This is a genomic window from Chitinophaga skermanii, assembly GCF_003259335.1.
Lineage (GTDB): Bacteria > Bacteroidota > Bacteroidia > Chitinophagales > Chitinophagaceae > Chitinophaga > Chitinophaga skermanii.
Genome location: NZ_QLLL01000001.1, coordinates 96,978 through 119,385, shown reverse-complemented (window position 1 = coordinate 119,385; position 22,408 = coordinate 96,978). Strand labels below are relative to the sequence as shown.

Genomic DNA, 22,408 nt, shown 5'->3' with positions numbered 1-22,408 from the left:
TGTGAAGTTCAATGTTTAATAAATTTATACACAGGCCCGTCCTGTCTATAGTAATATCACTCATCATCGTATTTATGGGTGTGTTGGCAATGACGCATTTGCCGGTAACACAGTTCCCATCAATTTCTCCTCCGAAAGTGAATATTACGGCCGAATACCCGGGTGCCAACAACGAATTGCTGATTAAATCTGTCGTAATTCCTTTGGAACGCGCCATTAACGGGGTTCCTGGCATGAAATATATGGCGTCGGATGCGGGTAACGATGGTGAAGCAACTATTCAAGTTGTATTCAATCTTGGTACCGATCCCAACGTAGCATCTCTTAACGTACAAAACCGCGTAGCTTCAGTAGTTAACAAGCTCCCACCATTGGTTGTCCGCGAAGGTGTGAAAATCACCCGCGAAGAATCCAACATGTTGATGTACGTAAACTTGTATAGTGATGATCCGAAAATGGATCAGAAATTCTTGTACAACTATGCCGACATCAATATCCTACCAGAATTGAAAAGGGTGGATGGTGTTGGTTATGCCGAAATTTTGGGTAACCGTGAATATGCGATGCGTATCTGGTTAAAACCTGATCGTATGCTAGCATACAAGATTTCGGCTGAAGAAGTGATGAAGTCTTTGAATGAACAAAGCTTGGAAGCCTCTCCAGGTAAAACGGGTGAAAGCTCTGGTAAAAGATCCCAAGCGTTCGAATATGTATTGAAATATCCGGGTCGTTTTACCACGAAAGAAGGCTACGAAAATATCATCTTACGCTCCAGCCCGAACGGCGAATTGCTCCGTTTGAAGGATGTAGCCGACGTGGAATTTGGTAGCTCCATGTACGATTTGTATTCTAACTTAAACGGTCACTCTTCCGCTGCGATTGTATTGAAACAATCGTATGGTAGTAATGCCAGCCAAGTTATTAAAGATGTGAAGGCGAAGATGAAAGAAATCCAAGCCAACTCGTTCCCGAAAGGTATTCACTATGAAATTTCGTACGACGTATCCAAGTTCCTCGATGCTTCTATCGAAAAAGTAGTACACACATTAGTGGAAGCGTTTATCCTCGTGGGTTTGGTAGTATTCCTATTCCTTGGCGACTGGCGTTCCACATTAATCCCTGCGATTGCTGTACCTGTATCCTTAGTGGGAACTTTCGTATTCATGCAGTTCTTTGGCATTACATTGAACTTGATTACGTTGTTTGCCTTGGTATTGGCAATTGGTATCGTGGTCGATGATGCGATTGTAGTAATTGAAGCGGTGCATGCGAAGATGGAAGAAAAACATCTATCACCGAAGAAAGCAACCATGGAAGCCATGCATGAGATCAGTGGTGCGATCATTGCCATTACATTCTTGATGGCGGCGGTATTCATTCCTGTAGCATTTATGTCGGGACCGGTAGGTATCTTCTATCGCCAGTTCTCTATCACCATGGCTACTTCCATTATCTTATCGGGTATCGTAGCGTTAACCTTAACGCCGGCACTTTGTGCAATGATGTTGAAGAACAACCATGGTACTAATAAGAAGAAATCACCGGTTGATAAATTCCTCGATGGTTTCAATAAACAGTTCAATAAGCTTACAGGTAGATATACCAACTTGTTAAGTAAAATCATTAACCGTAGGGTAGTAACGTTCGGGATATTGATTGCATTCTGTATTGGTACATGGTATGTGAGCAGTAAAGTGCCATCCGGTTTCATTCCGAACGAAGACCAAGGTATGATCTACGCGATTATACAAACACCTCCGGGTTCTTCTTTAGAAAGAACCAACCAAGTATCGGAACGTCTCCAAAAGATTTCAGAAGAAATCGAAGGTGTACAATCTGTATCCTCTTTGGCCGGTTACGAGATTTTAACAGAAGGTACCGGTGCTAACTCTGGTACATGTTTGATTAACTTAAAGCCTTGGGAAGAACGTAAACAATCCGCCACAGAAATCATAGAAGAACTGGAAGAAAAAGCAAAAGATATTCCAGGTGCTGCAATTGAATTCTTCCAACCACCGGCCGTACCAGGTTATGGTGCTGCAGGCGGTTTCGAGCTACGCTTGTTAGATAAAACAGGCTCTGGCGATTATAAGAAAATGGAAACGGTGGCCCGCGAATTCGTAGCCGAGTTAAGTAAACGGAAAGAATTACAATCCGTTTTCACCTTCTACAGCGCGAGCTTCCCACAATATATGTTGCACATCGATAATGATATTGCCCAACAAAAAGGCGTAACAATCGATAATGCGATGTCTACGATGTCGACACTTGTTGGTTCCAACTACGAAACCAACTTCATCAAATTCGGCCGTCAATATAAAGTAATGGTGCAAGCATCGCCACAATACCGAGCGTTGCCAGAAGACATTATGAAATTGTATGTGAAAAATGATCGTGATGAGATGGTACCTTTCTCGGCATTTATGACGATGGAGAAAGTATATGGTTTATCCGAGATTACTCGTCATAATATGTATGCAGCCGCGGAAATCCAAGGTTCAGCAGCACCAGGTTTTAGTTCGGGTGAAGCTATTAATGCTATCAACGAAGTAGCGAAGAAAGCCCTACCACGTGGTTATGGTATTGATTGGGCTGGTATCTCTAAAGACGAGGTTGCTCGAGGTAATGAAGCCATTTATATCTTCTTGATTTGTTTGGGCTTCGTTTACTTAATTCTTTCCGCACAATACGAAAGTTTCATTTTACCATTGGCCGTTATTCTTTCTTTACCGGCGGGTATTTTCGGTGCGTTTTTACTGTTGAAATTATTGGGATTAGAAAACAACATTTACGCGCAAGTAGCGCTGGTAATGTTGATTGGTTTATTAGGTAAAAACGCCGTATTGATCGTAGAATTTGCTGTACAGAAACACCGTGCAGGTGAATCTGTTATCAAAGCTGCTATGGAAGGTGCAAAAGTGCGTTTCCGCCCGATTTTGATGACATCCTTTGCATTTATCGCGGGTTTGATTCCCTTAGTATTGGCGAAAGGTCCAGGAGCATTGGGTAACCGTACGATCGGTACTGCAGCAGCCGGCGGTATGTTATTCGGGACCGTGTTTGGTGTGGTGATTGTACCGGGGTTGTATTACATCTTCGGCAAAATATCTGAAAAACACATCCTTGTAAAAGGCGAAGAAGAAAATCCATTAACAGAAGAAATTGATCACAATGTTTAAATCGAGGAAATATACCTGCCTTAGTGTGTTAGGAGTTTCCCTAGCCATCGCTAGTTGCAATGTACCGAAAGGTACACAGCAAACTGAAAACAGGTCGGTTCCCCAAGCTTTCAATCAACCGATCGATACGATTGCTGTTGGTTCAAGCGATACTACTAATAGCTCATTGATCAAATGGCGCGAGTTCTTCACAGATAAAGATCTCGTTAACTTAATCGATACGGCATTAGTACATAACCAGGAGTTGATGATGACTTTGCAAGAAATTGAAATCGCGAAAAACGATGTTCGTTTTAGGCATAGTGCTTTGTTGCCAACAGTTGGTGCAAGGGTAGGAGCTGGTGTTGAAAAAGTGGGCCGCTATACAAGCCAAGGTGCTGGCGATGCTTCTACAGAAATTACACCTGGTAAAGAAGTACCAGACCCATTAGCAGACTTTGGTTTGTCGTTATACTCAAGTTGGGAAGCCGACATTTGGAGCAAACTCCACAATGCTAAAAAAGCAGCGATCGAGCGTTACCTCGCTACTATGGAAGGACGAAATTTCGTAATTACCAACTTGGTGGCAGAAGTAGCCAACTCATACTACGAATTGCTTGCACTTGATAATCAACTCGCGATAGTTCGCCAGAACATCGAGCTACAAAAGAATGCATTAGAAGTAGTAAAAATCCAAAAAGAGGCTACGAAAGCAACGGAATTAGCTGTACAAAAGTTCCAAGCGGAAGTATTGAAATCACAAAGCTTGGAGTACGACTTGTTACAAGATGTACGCGAAACCGAAAATCGTTTGAACTTCTTGTTGGGCCGCTTCCCACAAGAAATTCCACGCGATAAATCCAATTTCTTAGCCTTGTTACCATCGCCGGTTAAAACAGGTATTCCTGCTCAATTGTTGGAAAACAGGCCAGATATTAAGCAAGCAGAATTGGAATTAGTAGCCGCGAAATTAGATGTGAAAGTGGCACGCGCAGAATTCTATCCATCCGTTGGTATTTCGGCGGCTGTGGGGTTCCAAGCGTTTAAACCTTCCTATTTATTTAGATTCCCCGAATCGTTGTTATATTCATTAACAGCCGATTTAGTAACTCCGTTAATTAATAAGAATGCGATCAAAGCGGAGTTCAATTCAGCGAATGCACGCCAATTACAAGCGATGTATAACTATGAACGCACCATTCTAAATGCGTACTTAGAAGTAGCGAACGAACTGTCTAAAATCAGCAACTTGGATAAGAGTTTCGACTTGAAATCCCGCCAGGTAGATGCATTAACAAAATCCATTGATATATCAACGGATCTCTTTAGAAATGCTCGTGCCGACTATTTGGAAGTATTGATGACGCAGCGCGATGCATTAGAGGCGAAATTGGAAGTAATTGAAACAAAGAAGCAACAATTAGCTGCCGTGGTGAATGTTTACCGTGGCTTAGGTGGCGGATGGAAATAAGCGAGTATTTGTGTTACAGCCAGTATATAATGAGGGCCGATCGAGAGATCGGTCCTTTTTTATTTTCTACATTTCAACATTTAATTTTATACTAAACTACAGTGCTATCTCTGTTAATAGATAGATAAATACCTTTAAGCCAAGGCTGCATTTATCAACATTTCTTTTTGCTTTTGGTACTTCTAATAAGTACATTTGTATAAATTTGGTTCCCCAATACTAAAACCACATCTTTATGGTGCAAGAAAATGAAAATATAATCAATTCAACTTCGCCACAAACTAGTATGCAAGATTGGTTCAATGAGCTAATTGCGCAGATTACTACTGATAAATTTTTATTAGAAACAGATACCGCGTCTACTGATAAAGTCTTATTCTACAATACAATGATGAGTGGAAATGAATTAGAGCTTTCGAAGATGAGTAGATCAATGACAACAATGGTTTTCTTACGAAACCTGATATTTGATTACTTACAATTCTTAAATGAATCTGCTGCTAAACCTATTCATCTTGCGTTAGATTTATCAGATTCAAAAATTCTTGTATGGGCTGAAATTGAAAATGATGATATTGCTGCAGAAGACAACCTAATACTTACTGAAGCAAAAGTTAATTCCAAATATGCTGGATATGGTTTTTACATATCATCTACAATAGTTGAAAAATCTGATTCCCAATCTGTTCCACCTCATTATAAGCAATTAAAATAACCAGGCCTTGGCAACTTTTCTTGAACACATTCACCAAGCAAAGCAAAATATACAGTTTCTATCAGATGTAAATGCGAGGATAAATTCACAATGGGATTGGCAGGTTACGGTGTCTTTCTATGTAGCGGTTCATTTAGTGAATGCTCATATTGTGCAAAAATCTGATAATCACTATCGATCTCATGAACAGGTTAATAATGTACTAAATCCTTACAATATTTTATCTGTTTCAAAACTTCCAGAAGCGATATACCTAGCTTACGTAAAATTGCAGAATCTTTCCAGAAGAGCACGCTATTTATGTAGTGATAATCCAGACGAAAGAACTGCTAGTGCTTTTCATACTTCTGAAAAATACTTTGCCAAAGCCGTAAGAGAGCTAGATAAGGTCATATCATACTTTGATCAACTATACAATCTTGCCTTAGCTAAAATAGATTTGAATTGCCTACGTCTTAAAGAAGACAATTTAAATTTTTTCACTTACAAATCTTCTCTGGAACAACGATGTGAATATCCGGTTCCTCAATAGGTACGTATAATATAAGCATAAAAGCTCAATTTATAATCAAAAAAGTCGGCCATCAGCCGACTTTTTCTTTGTAGTCCCGACAGGAATCGAACCTGTATATTAAGTTCCGGAGACTTACGTACTATCCATTGTACTACGGGACCAACCTAAAATTTGGAACGCAAAACTAAGTTAATTATTGAAATAAACTAGAGGTTCCCAATATTGCTTTTGAAGATTTTTACGGCAATGGCTAAAAGTATTACCCCGAAAAACTTACGAACCACCATCAACCCAGCTTTGCCTAAAATCCGTTCTATATAGGTTAAACAACGCAGCACAACGTAAATAATCACCAAATTCACTACAATGCCCGCCGCAATGTTAATATCATTAAAATCGGCTTTTAATGACATAATCGTCGTTAAAGTACCCGATCCGGCGATTAACGGGAAGGCAATAGGAACAAGGCTACCTGTTTTGGTGTCGTTGTCGTTTTTAAAGAATTCAATACCCAAAATCATCTCCAACCCAATAACGAAAATCACAATCGAACCGGCTACGGCGAAAGATTTTACGTCAACACTCATTAACTTCAAGAAGGGTTCACCCACTAATAAGAACAAAATCATCAAAAATCCCGAGGCAAGCGTAGCCTTACCAGCGTTAATTTCTCCAATCTTTTCTTTAAGGGAAATGAGCACGGGAATCGAGCCCAAAATATCGATCACTGCAAACAAGGTGAACGAAATCGTTAGAATTTGGTCGAAACGGAGCAGCATGTCATGTTAATTTTTACAAAAGTATATTATTCATTTACTAATCAAAGCAAACAGTTTAATTTACATATTATAATTTTGAGAAAGTTTTGCCAGTTGTTAATCCACGTTTATATGATCCAAAAATTACAATATTTCGCCCATGCAAGAGGATATCATTATTCAAATTAGTAATAAAATAAAGGAAAAGCGCAAGTCAAAAGGCATTACCGTACAGGAATTAGCCGATAAAGCCGACGTCAGCAAAGGGCTTATCTCCCAAATCGAAAACAATCGTACCGTACCCTCTTTACTCGTTTTAGTTAATATTATCCGGGCACTTAACCTCGATATGAACGAATTCTTTAACGACATAAACTATAAAAACCAGTCGGCTAAGGTAATCGTCAAAAAGAAGGACTCCTATCAACCCTTCGAAAAAGAAAATGCGAAAGGGTTCCAATATAGGAGGGTGCTGACGAGGAATATGAAGAATAATCCTATCGATATCGTTATCCTCGAGCTTAAAAAAGGTGCCCGTCGCAGCCAATTGGTGAAAACGGATGCCTACGAATATAAATACATCATTAAAGGTACCGTTGAGTACCAAATCCAAAACGATGTATATCACCTGGAAACCGGCGACTCTATCTTTTTTGATGGCAGGCTAGGTCATAAACCTACCAATACCGGCGACGATGACGCCCTCATCCTCGTGGTTTATTTCTTCCAAGAAGCAGAATAACAAACTACGCACACATCATGCGCAATAAAAAATCCTCTATGGTCTTAGACTATAGAGGATTTACATTTATTACAAATAAATATTATAAATCGAAATTGTGGAATACCCCGATGTGTAATATGTGGTTCATTGTTTTACTACCGTTACCCGCCTGAATAAACTGGTTCATGTAACCCACGTCAACTTTAAGGTTCGATTTGATATTATATCCCACAGCAGCCAAAAACCTATTCTGGTCGTAAAACTTATTGCTAATATCATTCCCCCACAAGTTCATGAACAATTCATCTTGTAAAACGAAGTAATACTTCTTGGAAAGCGGCAAAACACTCCGGTTCCAATAACGTAATCGATTCCCATAACGCCAATCGGCTATTTCTTTCTCTCCTTCCGCATTCAATCCTTTCACGCCTACCCAACGCTGCTCTAGTCGGAAACGGTGCGTCATGTCCCATTTGCGAATAGGGGTTTTGTAAATGAACTGTTCAAACATACGGTGTTCTGGAAACCAAGTGTCTAAAGGATCGGTATACGTGGTTACATAGGCATACCCCAATAAGGCAGAAGCCCGCTTGTTAATACTGTACTGCAAGCCACCACGGGTCAAAATTTGACCTTTATCGCTGATCCCGTTACGAATCCGCAACTGCACATCAAAAGGAATAGAAAACTTGTCGTTAATTTTTGCGGTACCGAAGTAGGTGTACCAATGCTGATAATTCTGGCTTACTTGTGCCTTCCCGCTCGTAACAACCAACAACATGGCTATTACGAGGAGTCCTAACTCTCGTTTAATCATAGAAACTGCGCTGTTTTATTTTGGATGAAGGGTATAACTTACATAGATGAATCGCTAAAATTAATGCATAATCCGCGATCAACAAGGCCGTTCATCATATATTAAACAAGGTAGTTAGTTGACATATCAATTAAAATAAACTCAGTTGTATTTTTGGACGCTGGAACATTTCACAGTTAAACTCGAATTTCTCGGCATTGATCCCCAATCTTTTAGTATGTATCTTGAATTGCTGCTTAATGATGGCCGCAATATTACCGTCCCCTGTCATGCGGCGACCAAAATGACTATCATTCACTTCCCCTGCATGCAAGCTTTGCACCATGTGCCATACTTTATCGGCCCTATCGGGGAAGTTTTTGTATAACCAGTCGTTGAATATAATCTTCACTGCATCGTTCAACCTAGCCACCGTATAACCGGCGAACTTGGCGCCGTTCTTCGAGGCTTGCTCTAAAAGTTGCGGGATTTCATGATCGTTCAATCCCGGTATAATGGGGGCTGTCATTACACCCACCGGAATGCCCAAATCGGTAAGTTCTTTAATGGTTTTTAAACGCTGGGCGGCAGTAGCCGTACGTGGCTCCATCTTTTGCCGTAAATCTTCTTGCAGGGTAGTTAACGAGATAAATACACATACAAGGTTATGCTGCGCCATTTGTTGCAGGATGTACTTATCGCGCAATACAAGCGAATTCTTCGTAATGATGCCTACAGGCTGTTTGTATTCCCAAGCCACTTCGAGTAATTGACGTGTAAGGAACATTTTTCGCTCCAACGGCTGGTAACAGTCGGTATTACCACTGAGCGATATGGGTTTAGGTTGCCAGTTCTTATTCTCTAAAAACTTCTTCAACAACTCCGGCGCATTCACTTTACAAATGATCTTCCGTTCAAAATCTAAGCCTGCACTATAGCCCCAATACTGGTGAGAGTTCCGGGCATAACAATAGATACAACCATGCTCGCAACCCTGGTAAGGGTTCATGGAATACCACATACCTACATCTGGACTATCCACCTTGTTTACCAAGGTTTTCGCATTTTCTTCAATCATTTGCGTAGGCACGTCCGATTGCCACCACTCATCGATCCCCTCTGGATGCTCCTTCGCGTAGCACTCGTCTAAATAACGATTCTTCGGGTTCAATTGGGCACCACGACCTTTATAGTATAGGGGTTCAGCAGACGAATCCTGGAATGGCAACGTCATAAGATACTAATTTTGTTAGTAAAAATACTAATTGTTTTAGTACCGCCAAATTTTTTAGCAAAGAGATTATTAAATGATAGCCATTTGCCGCATAAGGAACGTAGCGTTCTTATTCCGGGCAACGCCTCTACGCATACGGTAATCGAAATGTAAATGATCGTTTTCTATGGTGCTTTCGAAGCAATAATTGCGGATTTGGGAAGGATATGTTTCTTCCATATGACCTAATTCCAAATCGTGCGTAGCAATCATACCCATGCAATTATAACGGAGGAAATGGGCAATCAACTCCCGCGAGCCGGTGAGCTTATCCTCGCTGTTAGTACCTTTTAGGATTTCGTCGAGGATAATGAAGGAAGCCACCCCACTTTGCAATACTTTAATAATGTGTTGCAAACGTAACAGCTCCGCTTGGAAGTACGATGTATGCCTTGCTATAGAATCTTTAATGCGCATGGAAGTCATTATCCGCGCAGGCGAACACTTAAACTCGCGCGCACAAACCGGGGCGCCTTGCATGGCCAATAAGAAATTAACGCCCACACTACGTAAAAAGGTACTTTTCCCGCTCATATTCGAGCCGGTAATAATGTGGAACTGTCCATCTACACCTATTTGCATATCATTTGCTACGCAAGCATCAACCGGGATTAGGGGATGACCAACATCTTTCCCTTCTATTAAATTCGCTTCGTTAGTAAGGGTAGGGTATACATAGTGCGGATGGTTATAAGCAAAGGTGGAGAAGGTATTCAGCACTTCCATTTGGGCGATCGCTGCAAACCAATCCATAATTCTTTGACTGTTCTGCTGTTTCCATTTCTCTAAGCGGTACATGCAATGGAAATCATACAAGATGATCGAATTCAATACCACGGCCACCAAAATGTTTAATCTTTGATCTAAAGAGTTATTAATTCTTGATAGCTGTTGTAAACTTGCTCCTGCTTCCTTAGCAAGCGCCGCTTGATGGCTTAAAACCTTGCTATCGGCAGCATTGGGTACTTCTTCCATCTTCTTTAATAAAACGGCAAATTTGCCCAGCATGCGCTCTTTATTCGATACCAAGCTATGTTGTTTATTCACTTTGCTCACGTTTAGCAATAAGGCTATCCAGTTCAGGGCAAAAAAGAACAACGTAATTCCGTTATTACCGTAAAAGAAAGAAGCGATCAGCAAGGCAGGGTTAATATAGCTAAACCAACGCCAGAAGTTATTGTTGATGAACTCCATGGGCATGTCAATCCATTTCTTCAACATTTCCACATCATCTTTCTTTTCTTGGGCCAACATGGCTTCTGCTAAGAAATGTTGTCGTAGTTCGATGGAAGGTGCTAAGGTTTGAACAGCCTTTTGTATATCTTCTATGGTATGAATATCTTGATGAGGATGCTGCAAGGCTTTAGCCAATGCTAGTTCCCCTTGCAATGTACCGGTGCGATTAATGTAGTTAAAGAGTGATGCTTCACCAAAAACATCCAAGTCACCGGAAAAATCGTGTTGTTCGTTGATGTAAGCTTTGCCATCAGCGAAGTTCCATTGCAACTCGGTAGCCGATTGCAATTCGGTTTTATTGATCCACAATAACTTCTCTAATAAAACGTATTGTTCCTTCACCCGCACATATCGCACTAACAATACCCCAAACAGCACAACACCCGCTGCTATTGGCCATAACCAAATGGTGTTGAACTGCGTGAATATCAATTTATACACAAAAAAAGAGGTCAACAAAAACGTGAGCAACCGAACCATACCCAAGGTTTTCAACAATTGTTGCTTGGCGCGCATGGCCTTATCGTATGAATGAATGCGCTCGGAATAAATAGTTTCTACCTGCATAGTATTTACTAGTGATACGTCCACAATATACTAATTGCTGACCGTATAAAATCTCAAAACCCGCACTCCTTGCGGGTACGGGTTCCGATTTCCTAATTAAACCTAGCGTGTATCCAGTAAAGTAATGGTCAATATTGAAAGGGGTATTTGTAAGTATATCAACACACTCCTTATCTTGTTACCCCCTTCCGGGCAAAAAAAATGGGGCCGATTAAAAATCGACCCCAAAAGCACTAATAGTAAAGCCAACGCTTACATGCTGCGACGGTATTGACCGCCTACTTCGTACAGCGCATTGGTAATTTGACCTAAGGAACAATATTTTACTGTTTCCATTAATTCGGCGAATAAGTTGCCATTTTCAGTGGCTACTTTCTGTAACCGTTTCAGCATCTCATTGCTCTTATCTGCATGGCGTGCTTGGAACGTTTCTACCGCTTTAATTTGGAATTGTTTTTCTTCTTCTGTAGAACGAATAACCTCGGCAGGAATAACAGTGGGAGAGCCATTCTTATTCAAGAAAGTATTTACACCAATAATGGGGTATTCGCCTGTATGTTTCAACGATTCGTAGTACAAGCTTTCTTCTTGAATTTTATTGCGTTGGTACATTCTTTCCATAGCACCTAACACACCACCTCTTTCAGTAATACGGTTGAATTCCGTTAATACAGCTTCTTCCACTAAATCCGTTAATTCTTCAATGAAGAAACTACCTTGGTTCGGGTTCTCGTTTTTAGCCGTACCCAACTCACGGTTGATAATCAACTGGATAGCCATAGCTCTACGAACGCTTTCTTCTGTTGGCGTTGTAATAGCCTCATCATATGCATTGGTGTGTAACGAGTTACAGTTATCGTAAATCGCGTACAATGCTTGCAACGTAGTGCGTATATCGTTGAAGTCGATTTCTTGTGCGTGTAAGCTGCGACCTGATGTTTGAATATGATATTTTAACTTTTGAGAACGATCGTTCCCTTTGTATTTATTCTTGATTGCTTTCGCCCAAATTCTACGTGCAACACGGCCTATAACAGAGTACTCTGGGTCCATACCGTTGCTGAAGAAGAAGGATAAATTCGGTGCGAAATCGTCGATATTCATGCCACGGCTCAAGTAGTATTCTACATACGTGAAACCGTTTGCTAATGTGAAGGCTAACTGTGTAATTGGGTTAGCACCGGCTTCCGCGATATGGTAACCGGAAATACTTACGGAATAGAAGTTCCGTACTTTCCTATCGATGAAATATTCTTGTACGTCGCCCATTAATTTCAAGGCGAATTCTGTAGAGAAGATACAAGTGTTTTGTGCTTGGTCTTCCTTCAAAATATCGGCCTGTACAGTACCGCGTACAGTGCTTAATGCGTGGGCTTTGATTTTGTTATAAGTAGTTTCATCTAATACTTCGTTACCCGGTACGCCTAATAATTTCAATCCTAAACCATCGTTACCGTTTGGTAATTGACCGTTATAAGCAGGCAATGGGAAGTCTTTGAATTTCGCTTTGATTTTAGCGGCCACTTCTTCCGTTAAATTGTTCTCGGCAATATACTTCTCACATTGCTGATCGATCGCGGCATTCATGAAAAATGCCAGTACAATTGGAGCAGGACCGTTGATGGTCATCGATACGGACGTTTTCGGATCGCAGAGATCGAAACCGCTGTAAAGTTTCTTCGCGTCGTCTACTGTAGCGATACTAACACCGGAGTTACCGATTTTTCCGTAGATATCCGGCCTGTAAGCAGGATCTTCGCCATAAAGGGTAACGCTATCGAAAGCGGTAGATAAACGCTTCGCAGGTTGCTCTAACGACACGTAGTGGAAGCGTTTGTTTGTACGTTCTGGTCCACCTTCACCGGCAAACATCCTTGTAGGATCTTCACCTTCGCGTTTTAGTGGGAATACGCCGGCCGCATAAGGGAATTCACCGGGTAGGTTTTCCGTGAGTTGCCAGCGTAAAATATCGCCCCAGTCTTTGTACTTAGGTAATGAAACCTTTGGAATACGGCTGTGTGAAAGACTTTCGGTGTATAATGGAAGTTTAATGACTTTATCGCGTACTTGGAATTCGTAGAAATCGGCCGTGTATTTCTTCACGAGGTTGTTCCAACCGGTTACCAAGCTTTTACAGTGTGGATCGAGCGACTTTTGTAGGTGTTCGCTGATTTTGGTGAGTTCGGCTTTATTGGGAATGTTTTCCAGTTGAAGAACGCCTTCTACTTGGTACCATTGCGTGGCGAGCTTACATTGTTCATCTACCCATTTCGCATAATCGACAATAGATTCTGAGATTTCTGCGAGATAGCGAACGCGTGCAGGCGGTATTATTTGAGATTTGGTAGTGGTATCGGATTTATAATCTTCCGGCACATCGGCACCAAAGTGAACGTTTGTTTTTTCGGTGATTTTGTGCATCAATTTCTCGAACAACACATTCACACCGGCATCATTAAACTGTGAAGCGATGGTACCTACAACCGGTAAATCTTCATCTTTCGCAGTCCATAAATTGTGGTTACGTTTGTATTGTTTGCGCACATCATGTAATGCATCTAATGCGCCGGCTTTATCGAATTTGTTAATACCAATTACATCGGCATAGTCTAACATATTAATCTTCTCTAACTGCGAAGCAGCACCATACTCTGGCGTCATTACGTACATAGATACATCGCAATAATCGATGATCGCTGTATCACTTTGACCAATACCTGAAGTTTCGAGAATAATGAAGTCGAATGCAGCCGCTTTACAAACGTCGATCGCTTCTTGAATATGCAATGAAATGGCTTTATCGCTTTCGCGGGTAGCGAGCGAGCGCATGTAGGCACGGGGGTGGTGAATGCTATTCATGCGAATACGGTCACCCAACAATGCGCCACCTGTTTTCTTCTTAGAAGGATCGACAGAAATAACGGCGATTGTTTTATCGGTGTAGCGGTTGAGGAAACGGCGAACGAGTTCGTCGGTTACGCTACTTTTACCTGCACCACCTGTACCGGTGATACCGAGTACCGGGATTTGTTTCGTAGGTTGAGTACCGCTTAATTGACCGTTTAATTGGTAGCTTTCTGCGTAAGTAATGGCTTGTGCAATAGCTGGAGCCGATTTCTCCAATAATGCTTCGTTATTGAGCTTGAATTGGTTTTGTTTTACCGTTTCAAAATCACATTGCGAGATTAAGTTCTCGATCATACCTTCCAGCCCCATTTGTCGACCATCATCGGGCGAATAAATACGCGAGATACCGTAAGCATGTAGCTCTTCAATTTCGGTTGGCAAAATGGTACCACCGCCGCCGCCGAAGATTTTGATATGTCCACAACCTTTTTCTTTTAAAAGGTCGTACATGTACTTAAAAAACTCGATGTGGCCGCCTTGGTATGAAGTAACGGCAATCCCTTGAGCATCCTCTTCGATCGCGCAATCAACAATTTCCGCGGCGGAGCGATTATGCCCGAGGTGAATCACCTCGGCCCCTTTCCCTTGCATGATACGGCGCATGATATTGATAGCCGCATCGTGACCATCGAATAAAGAAGCAGCCGTTACAATACGAACCTTATGTTCCGGTGTGTAAGACATGATGTGTATAGATTTTGAGTTGGCTTCCGTCAAGCAATTGCCCGCTGTAGCGCATCTCACGAAAATAAGCCTTATAAGCCCTTGTAAATACACGCGCTGCGAGAATTCGAATTGATTGAATGTACCCAATCAAATCTTGCAAATCATTTAAAAGAGGCACCGTCGAATTGATAAATTTCCATCAGCCAATAGCTGGAAATGGTCATATAAGTACCCAAACCCTTATTACCAATTCACACACAGCTAGTTACACTAAGCGAATCGGCTGAAACGCAGTAAAAGATAGGGTTAGGATAGGCAAAAGATAGGCTTTAGATAGGGTTGGGATAGGCTAGAGATAGGGTGAAGATAGGGAGGAGATAGGGTAAATACTATCAAACTATATATCAAATAGCTTGTAAACACTATGTAACTACATGGATTTACATGGCAGTTACATGAAAATTACATGGAAACCACTTGGAGAGTACATGGTTGCAACATTGTACTTATAGTAAATTAACATGGAGGATATATGCATTTATAAGGGGAAGTGGCTATAAGTAGCGAGGAAGTAATATGGCATAAAAAACCCTGCATGTATTTCATGCAGGGAATAAAATGGTTGTTTACATTTTTACCAATTCCGGGCGTATGAAGGCCCTGGTAGTCACAACGTGGAACTTAAAAAATGCGTTCTATAATAAAGTGATAATAATCTATGAAATATTTAAAATTGACCTACTTTTTCTACAAAGCCGCTGAACCGGGCTGCACGCGATCATGAAAATTTAGTTGAACGAACACTTACTGTGTATATTTTACACAATCTTAGTTATTTTTCTGTTAAAAACAAACTTTTAGGACAGTAATTTTCTGAAAATAACACGAAAATTTATATAAGTGTCGCAGTTACGCTGTAAATATTTTATTAAGTAGAAAAAGTAAAATAAATATTTTAAAAAGTAGGCACTAGAAAGCCTGATGATGTGGGTATCACAACAAGCGTAAACTCAATGATAGCGCAGTTTTCAAAGGTTACAAGGTGCTTTTTTCTAAAATCCTAGGGATTTCTTCTTTTGCTGCGCATAACGATCTGCATTAAACTTGTACAATTTAGCCGGGCGATGTGGTACTTCTTCTTCTTCCTCGTTCAAATCAATTAACACATCCATCGCGAAAAACTTCTTGCGGAAATTGCGACGATCGAGTTTCATGTCGAGGATGGCTTCGTACAAATTCTGTAATTCACGGAGTGTGAACTTTTTGGGTAATAGGTTGAAGCCTACTGGTTGTTCAATAACCTGGTGCTGTAATCTACGTAAACATGTATCCAAGATCAGGCGGTGATCGAAGGCCATTTCCATTTGCTGTACATCCTTTACAGAATGCCAATGCAATTCGTTACTAAGATTCTTCAATTCGATGTGCTCGATGTTGACCAGCGAATAATATGCTACCGTTATTACACGTCCACCTGGGTGCCTATTTAAGGCGCCAAATGTTTGTACTTGTTCCATGTACACATCATCTAAACCAGTACGTGCTTGTAATACGCGGTATGCAGCGTTTTCGAGATCTTCATCGGGCCGAACGATGTCGCCCAGTAATGACCATTTACCTTTGAATTCTTTAAGATCCGATTCAATCAGCAATACTTTTAGTTCTGCATCATCAAATCCGAAAATGACGCAATCGACAGATATCGCGACTTTAAAGTAATCCTTGATCTCGGTTAAATGTGTGTTTACGTTTTTGGTGTGTATAAACATAATCGTGGAATGTCTAAAATACTTGCTATACGCTATTTTTTAAGTTGAATGCGAACCGGCGTATGCTTATATAATTGTTTTGGATGTAAACTTGAATAAAAAACGTTTTTCACTACCATTTTCCCATTGCAATCAATCTTGCAATAAACTATTGCAATTTAATTTATTTTATTGCAGATGCTAAAAACATTTAGCAAAATATTTTAAACCCGCAAAACCCTTATCTATGCTGTATTTCGAGGTTTTGGCTTTGCGGGTTACTGTTTTTATTGCTTATAAACTTGCTTACCACCTACAAAGGTTGCCAGCACTTTGGATTTTAAAATAGCACTATCTGCCACTTTCATTAAATCTGTATCTAACATGGTGAAATCGGCCCACTTGCCGTATTCTAAGCTTCCTTTCTCTTTTTCTTCGAATTGTGCCTTGGCAGCCCAGATAGTCATACCCCTGAGCGTTTCTTCACGGCTTAAAGCGTTGGACGGTTCGAACCCAGTAGCAGGGTAGCCGCTTGCATCTTTCCTTACTACTGCAGCGTAGAAGGTTTTCAAGGCGCTAATATCTTCTACAGGGAAATCAGTTCCTAATGCAATCCAGCCATTTTGTTGCAATAACTGTTTGTAGGCATAAGCCGTTTTAATGCGCTGCGCCCCTAAACGATCTTTCGCCCAATACATATCACTTGTAGCATGGGTAGGCTGAACGCTAGGCACAATATTGTTATCACCAAAATAATGAAAATCGTTACTATCTACTACTTGCGCATGCTCGATTCTCCATCTACGGTCGTTCTTGCCCTTTAGCACAGCGGCATAAGTGCGCAAGATATCCCGGTTAGCTGAATCGCCAATAGCATGGGTGCACATTTGGAAGTTGCTTTTAATCAAAGCAGCCGCTCTTTCCGCAAAGTGAATACTATCGCTTAATAAGAAGCCTCGCCAGCCGGGTCTATCGGTATAATCGTGTCGCAAACATGCCCCGCGTGAGCCTAATGCTCCATCAGCATAAAACTTATAACCGCCAATATTAATGTGGGAGGTTTTCACCACGCCCTTTGCTAATGCCCAATCGTAGTTCTCTTTACTATCGGATAACATTACGTATAAGCGCATATCTAACTGGCCGGCTTCTTCTAATCCCAACAGCAATTCTGCTTCAGGGCGCATAATACCGCAATCGCTCACGGTGGTTAGTCCTTGTGCAAAACAATTAATGGCAGCCGTTTTTAATGCTTGTTTATACATTACTTCCGGGTAGTTGGGAATAACCTTTTCTACAGGCCCCACGGCGTTATCGACCAATAGCCCGGTTAGTTTGCCTTTCTGGGTTTCGAATACGCCACCGGCAATGGTTTGTCCTGGTTTAATGCCTGCTTTATCCAAGGCCGCTTGGTTAGCAATAGCGGCGTGGCCGTCGATCCGGGTTAATAGTACTGGGCGATCGGGGAATAAGCTATCTAAACGTTCTTTTGAAGGAAAAACTTTTACATCCCAATCGTTCTGGTCCCAGCCACGACCTACTACCCATGGCGCGTCACTTTTCGCGGCGTGGGCTTTTGTTCTTTCAATCACATCATCCCAACTCTTCGTTCCTACTAAATCAACATTCAGCAACGACACGGCGTATCCTACAAAATGCGCGTGAGCATCAATAAACCCTGGATAAATAAATTTCCCATCGGCATCGACTACTTCCTTGGCATCGTACACTTGGTCTAACGTAGTATCAGTAGTAATCGCTACGATTTTTCCATCCTTGATGGCCATCGCATGTGCGAGAGAGAAGGAACTATCGACGGTATAAATATTGGCCTTTTGAACAATTAAATCGACCTGTTCTTTCTTTGCAGCACAGCTCGCTAAAATGCATAAACTCAAGAAGGCATATGAAAATCGCTTCATAAGGACTATTAAAGATTTTGGATTGACTGGAACATAAAGTTTAAATTTACGCCACAGATTTGATTTATGACATACAACAAAGATGCTGAATTAACATTATCACGATTAGCCAAGGAATTATTGGCTTTGGTTCCCCAACAAACACTGATGGAATCGCCGGAGCGCACGATAGAAGGCTTGCGTGACGTGATTCGTTATAACGATTGGCGTTACTATATCCAGAACGACCCCGTGGTGTCGGATTTCGAGTATGATCAACTATTCGCTTGGCTGAAAAAACTGGAAAGTGATAACCCTGGTTTGATTACCAACGATTCACCTACCCAGCGTGTAGCCCGTGGTTTAACAAAGGAATTTCCAACGGTGCAGCACTTGGTACCAATGCTAAGCTTAGAAAACTCTTATAACGCGGATGATTTACTGGATTGGGATCGTAAAGCCCGTGAAATAACAGGCCTCGATGTAATAGAGTATTGTATTGAACCTAAATTCGATGGTGCCAGTATTTCTTTGATATACGAAAATAACATGTTGGTACGCGGCGCTACGCGTGGCGATGGCGTTGCCGGTGAAGATATTACTAATAATATCCGCCAAATACGTACGATTCCTTTATCGGCCAACTTTGCGCAATTTGGGATTCAACAGATCGAATTGCGAGGGGAGGTGTTGATTAATAAAACCACCTTTAAGAACTTCAACGACCAACGTATAGCTGAAAACTTGCCTCCATTGGCAAACCCGCGTAACGCGGCATCTGGTTCTATGCGCATGGTTGATCCGAAAGAAGTGGCCAAACGTGGACTGGAAGCTTTCTTATACCATATGAGCTACCATGCCATGCAACCTGGTACAGAAGAACCGGTAGAAATTCAAACCCATAGTAACACCTTAGACATGCTGCTGGAATTGGGTTTTAGAAGTCCTGCTAAAGAAAAGAAAGTCGTGCAAGGTGTACAAGCCGTAATCGATTATTGCCTTGCCTTCGAAGAAGTGCGTGATAACTTGCCATACGAGATCGATGGGATGGTGATCAAAGTAAACGACTATCAATTACAAGATAAACTAGGCATGACCACGCATCACCCGCGTTGGGCCATCGCTTATAAATTTAAAGCGCGCCAATCGACCAGTATTTTGCGCGATGTGGAATTCCAGGTAGGTAGAACAGGCGCTATTACGCCAGTGGCGAAAATTGATCCTGTTCCGATTGGAGGTGTAACGGTTTCTTCGATTTCGTTATTTAATGAAGATGTGATCAAGGAAAAAGATTTGAAAAAAGGAGACACAGTACTTGTAGAACGTGCAGGAGATGTAATTCCTTACATCGTGAAATCGATGGCCGATTTAAGAACCGGCAAAGAAGAAGACATCAAATTCCCTACGAACTGCCCGGTTTGTGATGATGTACTGGTGAAACCGGAAGGAGAGAGTGTATGGCGTTGTAATAACATCAATTGTGAAGCCCAGGTTGTAGAGCGAATGATTCACTATGTGAGTAAGGACGCCATGGATATTAAGAGTTTTGGAGAAAGCAATGTTCGTAAATTCTATACGATGGGTTTCATGCATGATATCCCGGGTATTTACGCATTGGATTTTGAAAAGATTGGCAGCTTAGAGGGCTTTGGGAAGAAATCTATTACCAACTTGCAAGCAGCTATAGAAAGTTCTAAAACGCAGCCATTGCATCGATTGATCTTTGGTTTGGGGATAAGATATGTAGGTGAAACTACTGCTAAAACCCTTGCCAATGCTGTTTCGAATATTATGGATTTGAAAGATTTTACGGAGGAGCAGGTATTAGCCTTGGAAGATATTGGGCCTAAAGTAGCGGGATCGATTAAGCAATTTTTCGAGAACGATGATAATATCCATATGTTGGAGAAGTTGGCGGCATTGGGTGTGAATATGGAAAGCACAAAAGGCGCAACTGCTATTGACGGCAGTTTAAGTGGTCAAACCTTCTTATTCACCGGTACTTTAAACAAATTAAAGCGCAGTGAAGCTGAAGAAATGGTAGAATCCCATGGCGGCAAAATTCTAGGTGGTGTAAGCAGTAAACTCAACTACCTTGTAGTAGGCGACGATGCCGGCAGCAAGCTTGAAAAAGCGAAAAAAATCAACAGCATCAAAATCCTCACAGAAGATGAATTTTTAGCCCTAATACAAGCCTAAAACATGAACGACGAGTACTTTATGCAGCAAGCCCTACGCGAGGCTAAAATTGCCATGGAAGAAGGCGAAGTACCTATCGGCGCAGTGGTGGTGCTCAATAATCAAATCATAGCGCGCGGTCATAACCAAGTTGAGAAACTGAATGATTGTACTGCACATGCGGAAATGATCGCACTTACGAGCGCTTTCAATAACCTTGGCAGTAAATACCTCATGGAGGCCACCCTATATGTAACCTTAGAGCCATGTGTGATGTGTGCAGGTGCACTATATTGGAGTAAAATTGGCCGCGTGGTATATGCAGCTTCCGATGAAAAAAACGGTTATAAACGCGTTGCAAAAGAAACATCTCCTTTTCATCCTAAAACCAAAGTGGAAATAGGATTACTAGGGGAAGAGAGCTTGGCATTAGTGAAAAGCTTTTTTGCTAAACGTCGTTAGGATATAGCTATACATTTTATAAACGATCCCCACTTAGTTGATGGCTAAGTGGGGTTTTGTTTTACCAACATTGCTAAGTCCTCTCATAAACACCCCATCAAATCAATACAGCTATACGCGTATAGCGTAATTTCAGCTGACACGTATTTTATTTGGAGAAAGTAGGTTAATGCTTATCATAAAAAAAGCAGGCTTCCAAAGGAAACCTGCTATCTAAAAAATATTTTATAAAAACTACTTCTTCTGTTGTGATGGGTCCATAAGTTTATTCATCCCCATCATTTGTTTCATTGTTTGGTCCATACCGTCAGCAGAACCATCCAAGAAGATTACGTTACCTTTTGAATTTTCTGAGAAGTGTTTGATTGCTTCTGTCCACATAGAGAAGAGGATAACGCTTGTATCGAGATTAGCTTGTTGCATTTCTTTGGCAGCCATCGTCATACCCTTAGCTACTTCTTCACGGAAGAGCGCCACACCTTGACCACGTAATTGGGCAGCCGTTCTTTCTGCTTCAGCGGCGATTTTGATAGCATTACCATCAGCTTCTGCGGCTTTGGTTTTAGTGATCAATAAAGCTTGTCCTTCGTTTTCAGCAGCAGCCTTCAAGTTATTGGACGCTACTACTTGCGCCATAGATCGCATAATAGCATCGTCGAAAGTGATATCATTCATTTGGAGATCCTGTAAGTGGAAGCCCCATTGTTCGAGGGTGGTATCTATTTGTTCTTTTACGTGTTCAGTAATTTCACGGCGTAAGCCCAATACTTCAGATTGACGTTTAGTAGCCACAAACCCACGGATTGACCCTTCAATGGTACGAATGAGTGCTTGCATGAAGCTACGTTCGTCCATGAACTTAAAAGCCACGTTTTTGATAGTTTCTTCATCTTGGTTCCAAACGGAGTAAAGCAGCATGGCTTTAAAGTACACATTTGCTTGGTCGACAGTGATGGCTTGGAATTCAAGTTCTACCGACCTGTTTTGGATAGAGATGCGGCGAAAGATTTTTTCGATGAGTGGAATTTTCCAGTTAAGACCTGGATGTAAAATACGGTTGTACTTACCAAAAATGGTAGTAACGCCGATAGTACCTTGCTGAATTGTTACAAAGGAAGACAGTACAACAATTAGTAGGATAAAGGCTAAAATGATTAAAAAAATGTTTGTGCCCATAGCGTGAAGGGTTTTATTAAGGGTTTAATTGCACCAAAAATAGGTAAAATTCCCTTCACGCTATAGCGCATGCATTGTTCGGAGGGTTGGGTTAAAAAAAACAGATGCAAGACCGGTGTGCGCGAGCAAATGAGGTTACAAACAACGAATGAATAGGA

Annotated in this window: 15 protein-coding genes and 1 tRNA gene; 7 read left to right on the top strand and 9 right to left on the bottom strand. The window is 41.3% G+C overall.

All coding sequences use genetic code 11. The features are described from left to right. The first annotated feature begins 11 nt into the window (after positions 1-11). The 4 genes from LX64_RS00535 (at position 12) to LX64_RS00520 (ending at position 5,876) form a co-directional block, all read left to right on the top strand. On the top strand, positions 12-3,179 hold the full coding sequence (locus LX64_RS00535; protein WP_111595655.1) for an efflux RND transporter permease subunit: 3,168 nt from the start codon (positions 12-14) through the stop codon (positions 3,177-3,179). Beyond that, positions 3,172-4,629 carry a TolC family protein gene (locus tag LX64_RS00530; protein ID WP_111595654.1) on the top strand — a complete coding sequence of 486 codons (1,458 nt, stop codon included), beginning with the start codon at positions 3,172-3,174 and terminating at the stop codon, positions 4,627-4,629. Before LX64_RS00535 ends, LX64_RS00530 begins: the two co-directional genes overlap by 8 nt. A 235-nt stretch (positions 4,630-4,864) precedes the next feature. After that, entirely contained in the window at positions 4,865-5,344 is a 480-nt protein-coding gene (locus LX64_RS00525; RefSeq protein WP_111595653.1) for a hypothetical protein, read from the top strand. A gap of 7 nt (positions 5,345-5,351) precedes the next feature. Beyond that, positions 5,352-5,876: a hypothetical protein gene (locus LX64_RS00520; RefSeq protein ID WP_111595652.1), complete on the top strand. Its 525-nt coding sequence runs from the start codon at positions 5,352-5,354 to the stop codon at positions 5,874-5,876. A 71-nt stretch (positions 5,877-5,947) separates the two neighbouring features. Here LX64_RS00520 and LX64_RS00515 read toward each other — a convergent pair. Together LX64_RS00515 and LX64_RS00510 are read right to left on the bottom strand one after the other, a co-directional pair. Further along, positions 5,948-6,019, bottom strand: a tRNA-Arg gene (locus LX64_RS00515). Positions 6,020-6,064: 45 nt separating this feature from the next. Next, complete coding sequence (locus LX64_RS00510; protein ID WP_170132803.1) at positions 6,065-6,637, bottom strand: MarC family protein; 573 nt, start codon at positions 6,635-6,637, stop codon at positions 6,065-6,067. Between the two features lie 139 nt (positions 6,638-6,776). On the opposite strand from LX64_RS00510, the gene LX64_RS00505 reads away from it, so the two are divergent. Next, positions 6,777-7,358 carry a helix-turn-helix domain-containing protein gene (locus LX64_RS00505; RefSeq protein WP_111595651.1) on the top strand — a complete coding sequence of 194 codons (582 nt, stop codon included), beginning with the start codon at positions 6,777-6,779 and terminating at the stop codon, positions 7,356-7,358. 82 nt (positions 7,359-7,440) lie between these two features. Here LX64_RS00505 and LX64_RS00500 read toward each other — a convergent pair whose 3' ends face one another. The 6 genes from LX64_RS00500 to LX64_RS00475 all read right to left on the bottom strand — a co-directional run bounded on the left by LX64_RS00500 (position 7,441) and on the right by LX64_RS00475 (position 18,455). Further along, positions 7,441-8,157: a DUF2490 domain-containing protein gene (locus LX64_RS00500; RefSeq protein WP_111595650.1), complete on the bottom strand. Its 717-nt coding sequence runs from the start codon at positions 8,155-8,157 to the stop codon at positions 7,441-7,443. Positions 8,158-8,287: 130 nt separating this feature from the next. Further along, positions 8,288-9,370, bottom strand: a complete 1,083-nt coding sequence (locus LX64_RS00495) for a PA0069 family radical SAM protein (RefSeq protein WP_111595649.1) — start codon at positions 9,368-9,370, stop codon at positions 8,288-8,290. A gap of 69 nt (positions 9,371-9,439) precedes the next feature. Then, on the bottom strand, positions 9,440-11,236 hold the full coding sequence (locus LX64_RS00490; RefSeq protein WP_148707143.1) for a MutS-related protein: 1,797 nt from the start codon (positions 11,234-11,236) through the stop codon (positions 9,440-9,442). Positions 11,237-11,464: 228 nt separating this feature from the next. Then, positions 11,465-14,803: a methylmalonyl-CoA mutase family protein gene (locus tag LX64_RS00485; protein WP_111595647.1), complete on the bottom strand. Its 3,339-nt coding sequence runs from the start codon at positions 14,801-14,803 to the stop codon at positions 11,465-11,467. 1,034 nt (positions 14,804-15,837) lie between these two features. Then, entirely contained in the window at positions 15,838-16,554 is a 717-nt protein-coding gene (locus LX64_RS00480) for an NUDIX hydrolase (protein WP_111595646.1), read from the bottom strand. A gap of 266 nt (positions 16,555-16,820) precedes the next feature. Beyond that, positions 16,821-18,455, bottom strand: a complete 1,635-nt coding sequence (locus tag LX64_RS00475; RefSeq protein WP_111595645.1) for an amidohydrolase — start codon at positions 18,453-18,455, stop codon at positions 16,821-16,823. A 66-nt stretch (positions 18,456-18,521) separates the two neighbouring features. On the opposite strand from LX64_RS00475, the gene ligA reads away from it, so the two are divergent. Beyond that, positions 18,522-20,633 (top strand): NAD-dependent DNA ligase LigA, encoded by a 2,112-nt coding sequence (gene ligA / locus LX64_RS00470; protein ID WP_111595644.1) that lies wholly within the window; start codon positions 18,522-18,524, stop codon positions 20,631-20,633. A gap of 3 nt (positions 20,634-20,636) precedes the next feature. Beyond that, positions 20,637-21,074 (top strand): nucleoside deaminase, encoded by a 438-nt coding sequence (locus LX64_RS00465; RefSeq protein ID WP_111595643.1) that lies wholly within the window; start codon positions 20,637-20,639, stop codon positions 21,072-21,074. A 234-nt stretch (positions 21,075-21,308) separates the two neighbouring features. Here LX64_RS00465 and LX64_RS00460 read toward each other — a convergent pair whose 3' ends face one another. Then, positions 21,309-22,250: an SPFH domain-containing protein gene (locus tag LX64_RS00460; protein ID WP_111595642.1), complete on the bottom strand. Its 942-nt coding sequence runs from the start codon at positions 22,248-22,250 to the stop codon at positions 21,309-21,311. Positions 22,251-22,408: the final 158 nt, after the last annotated feature.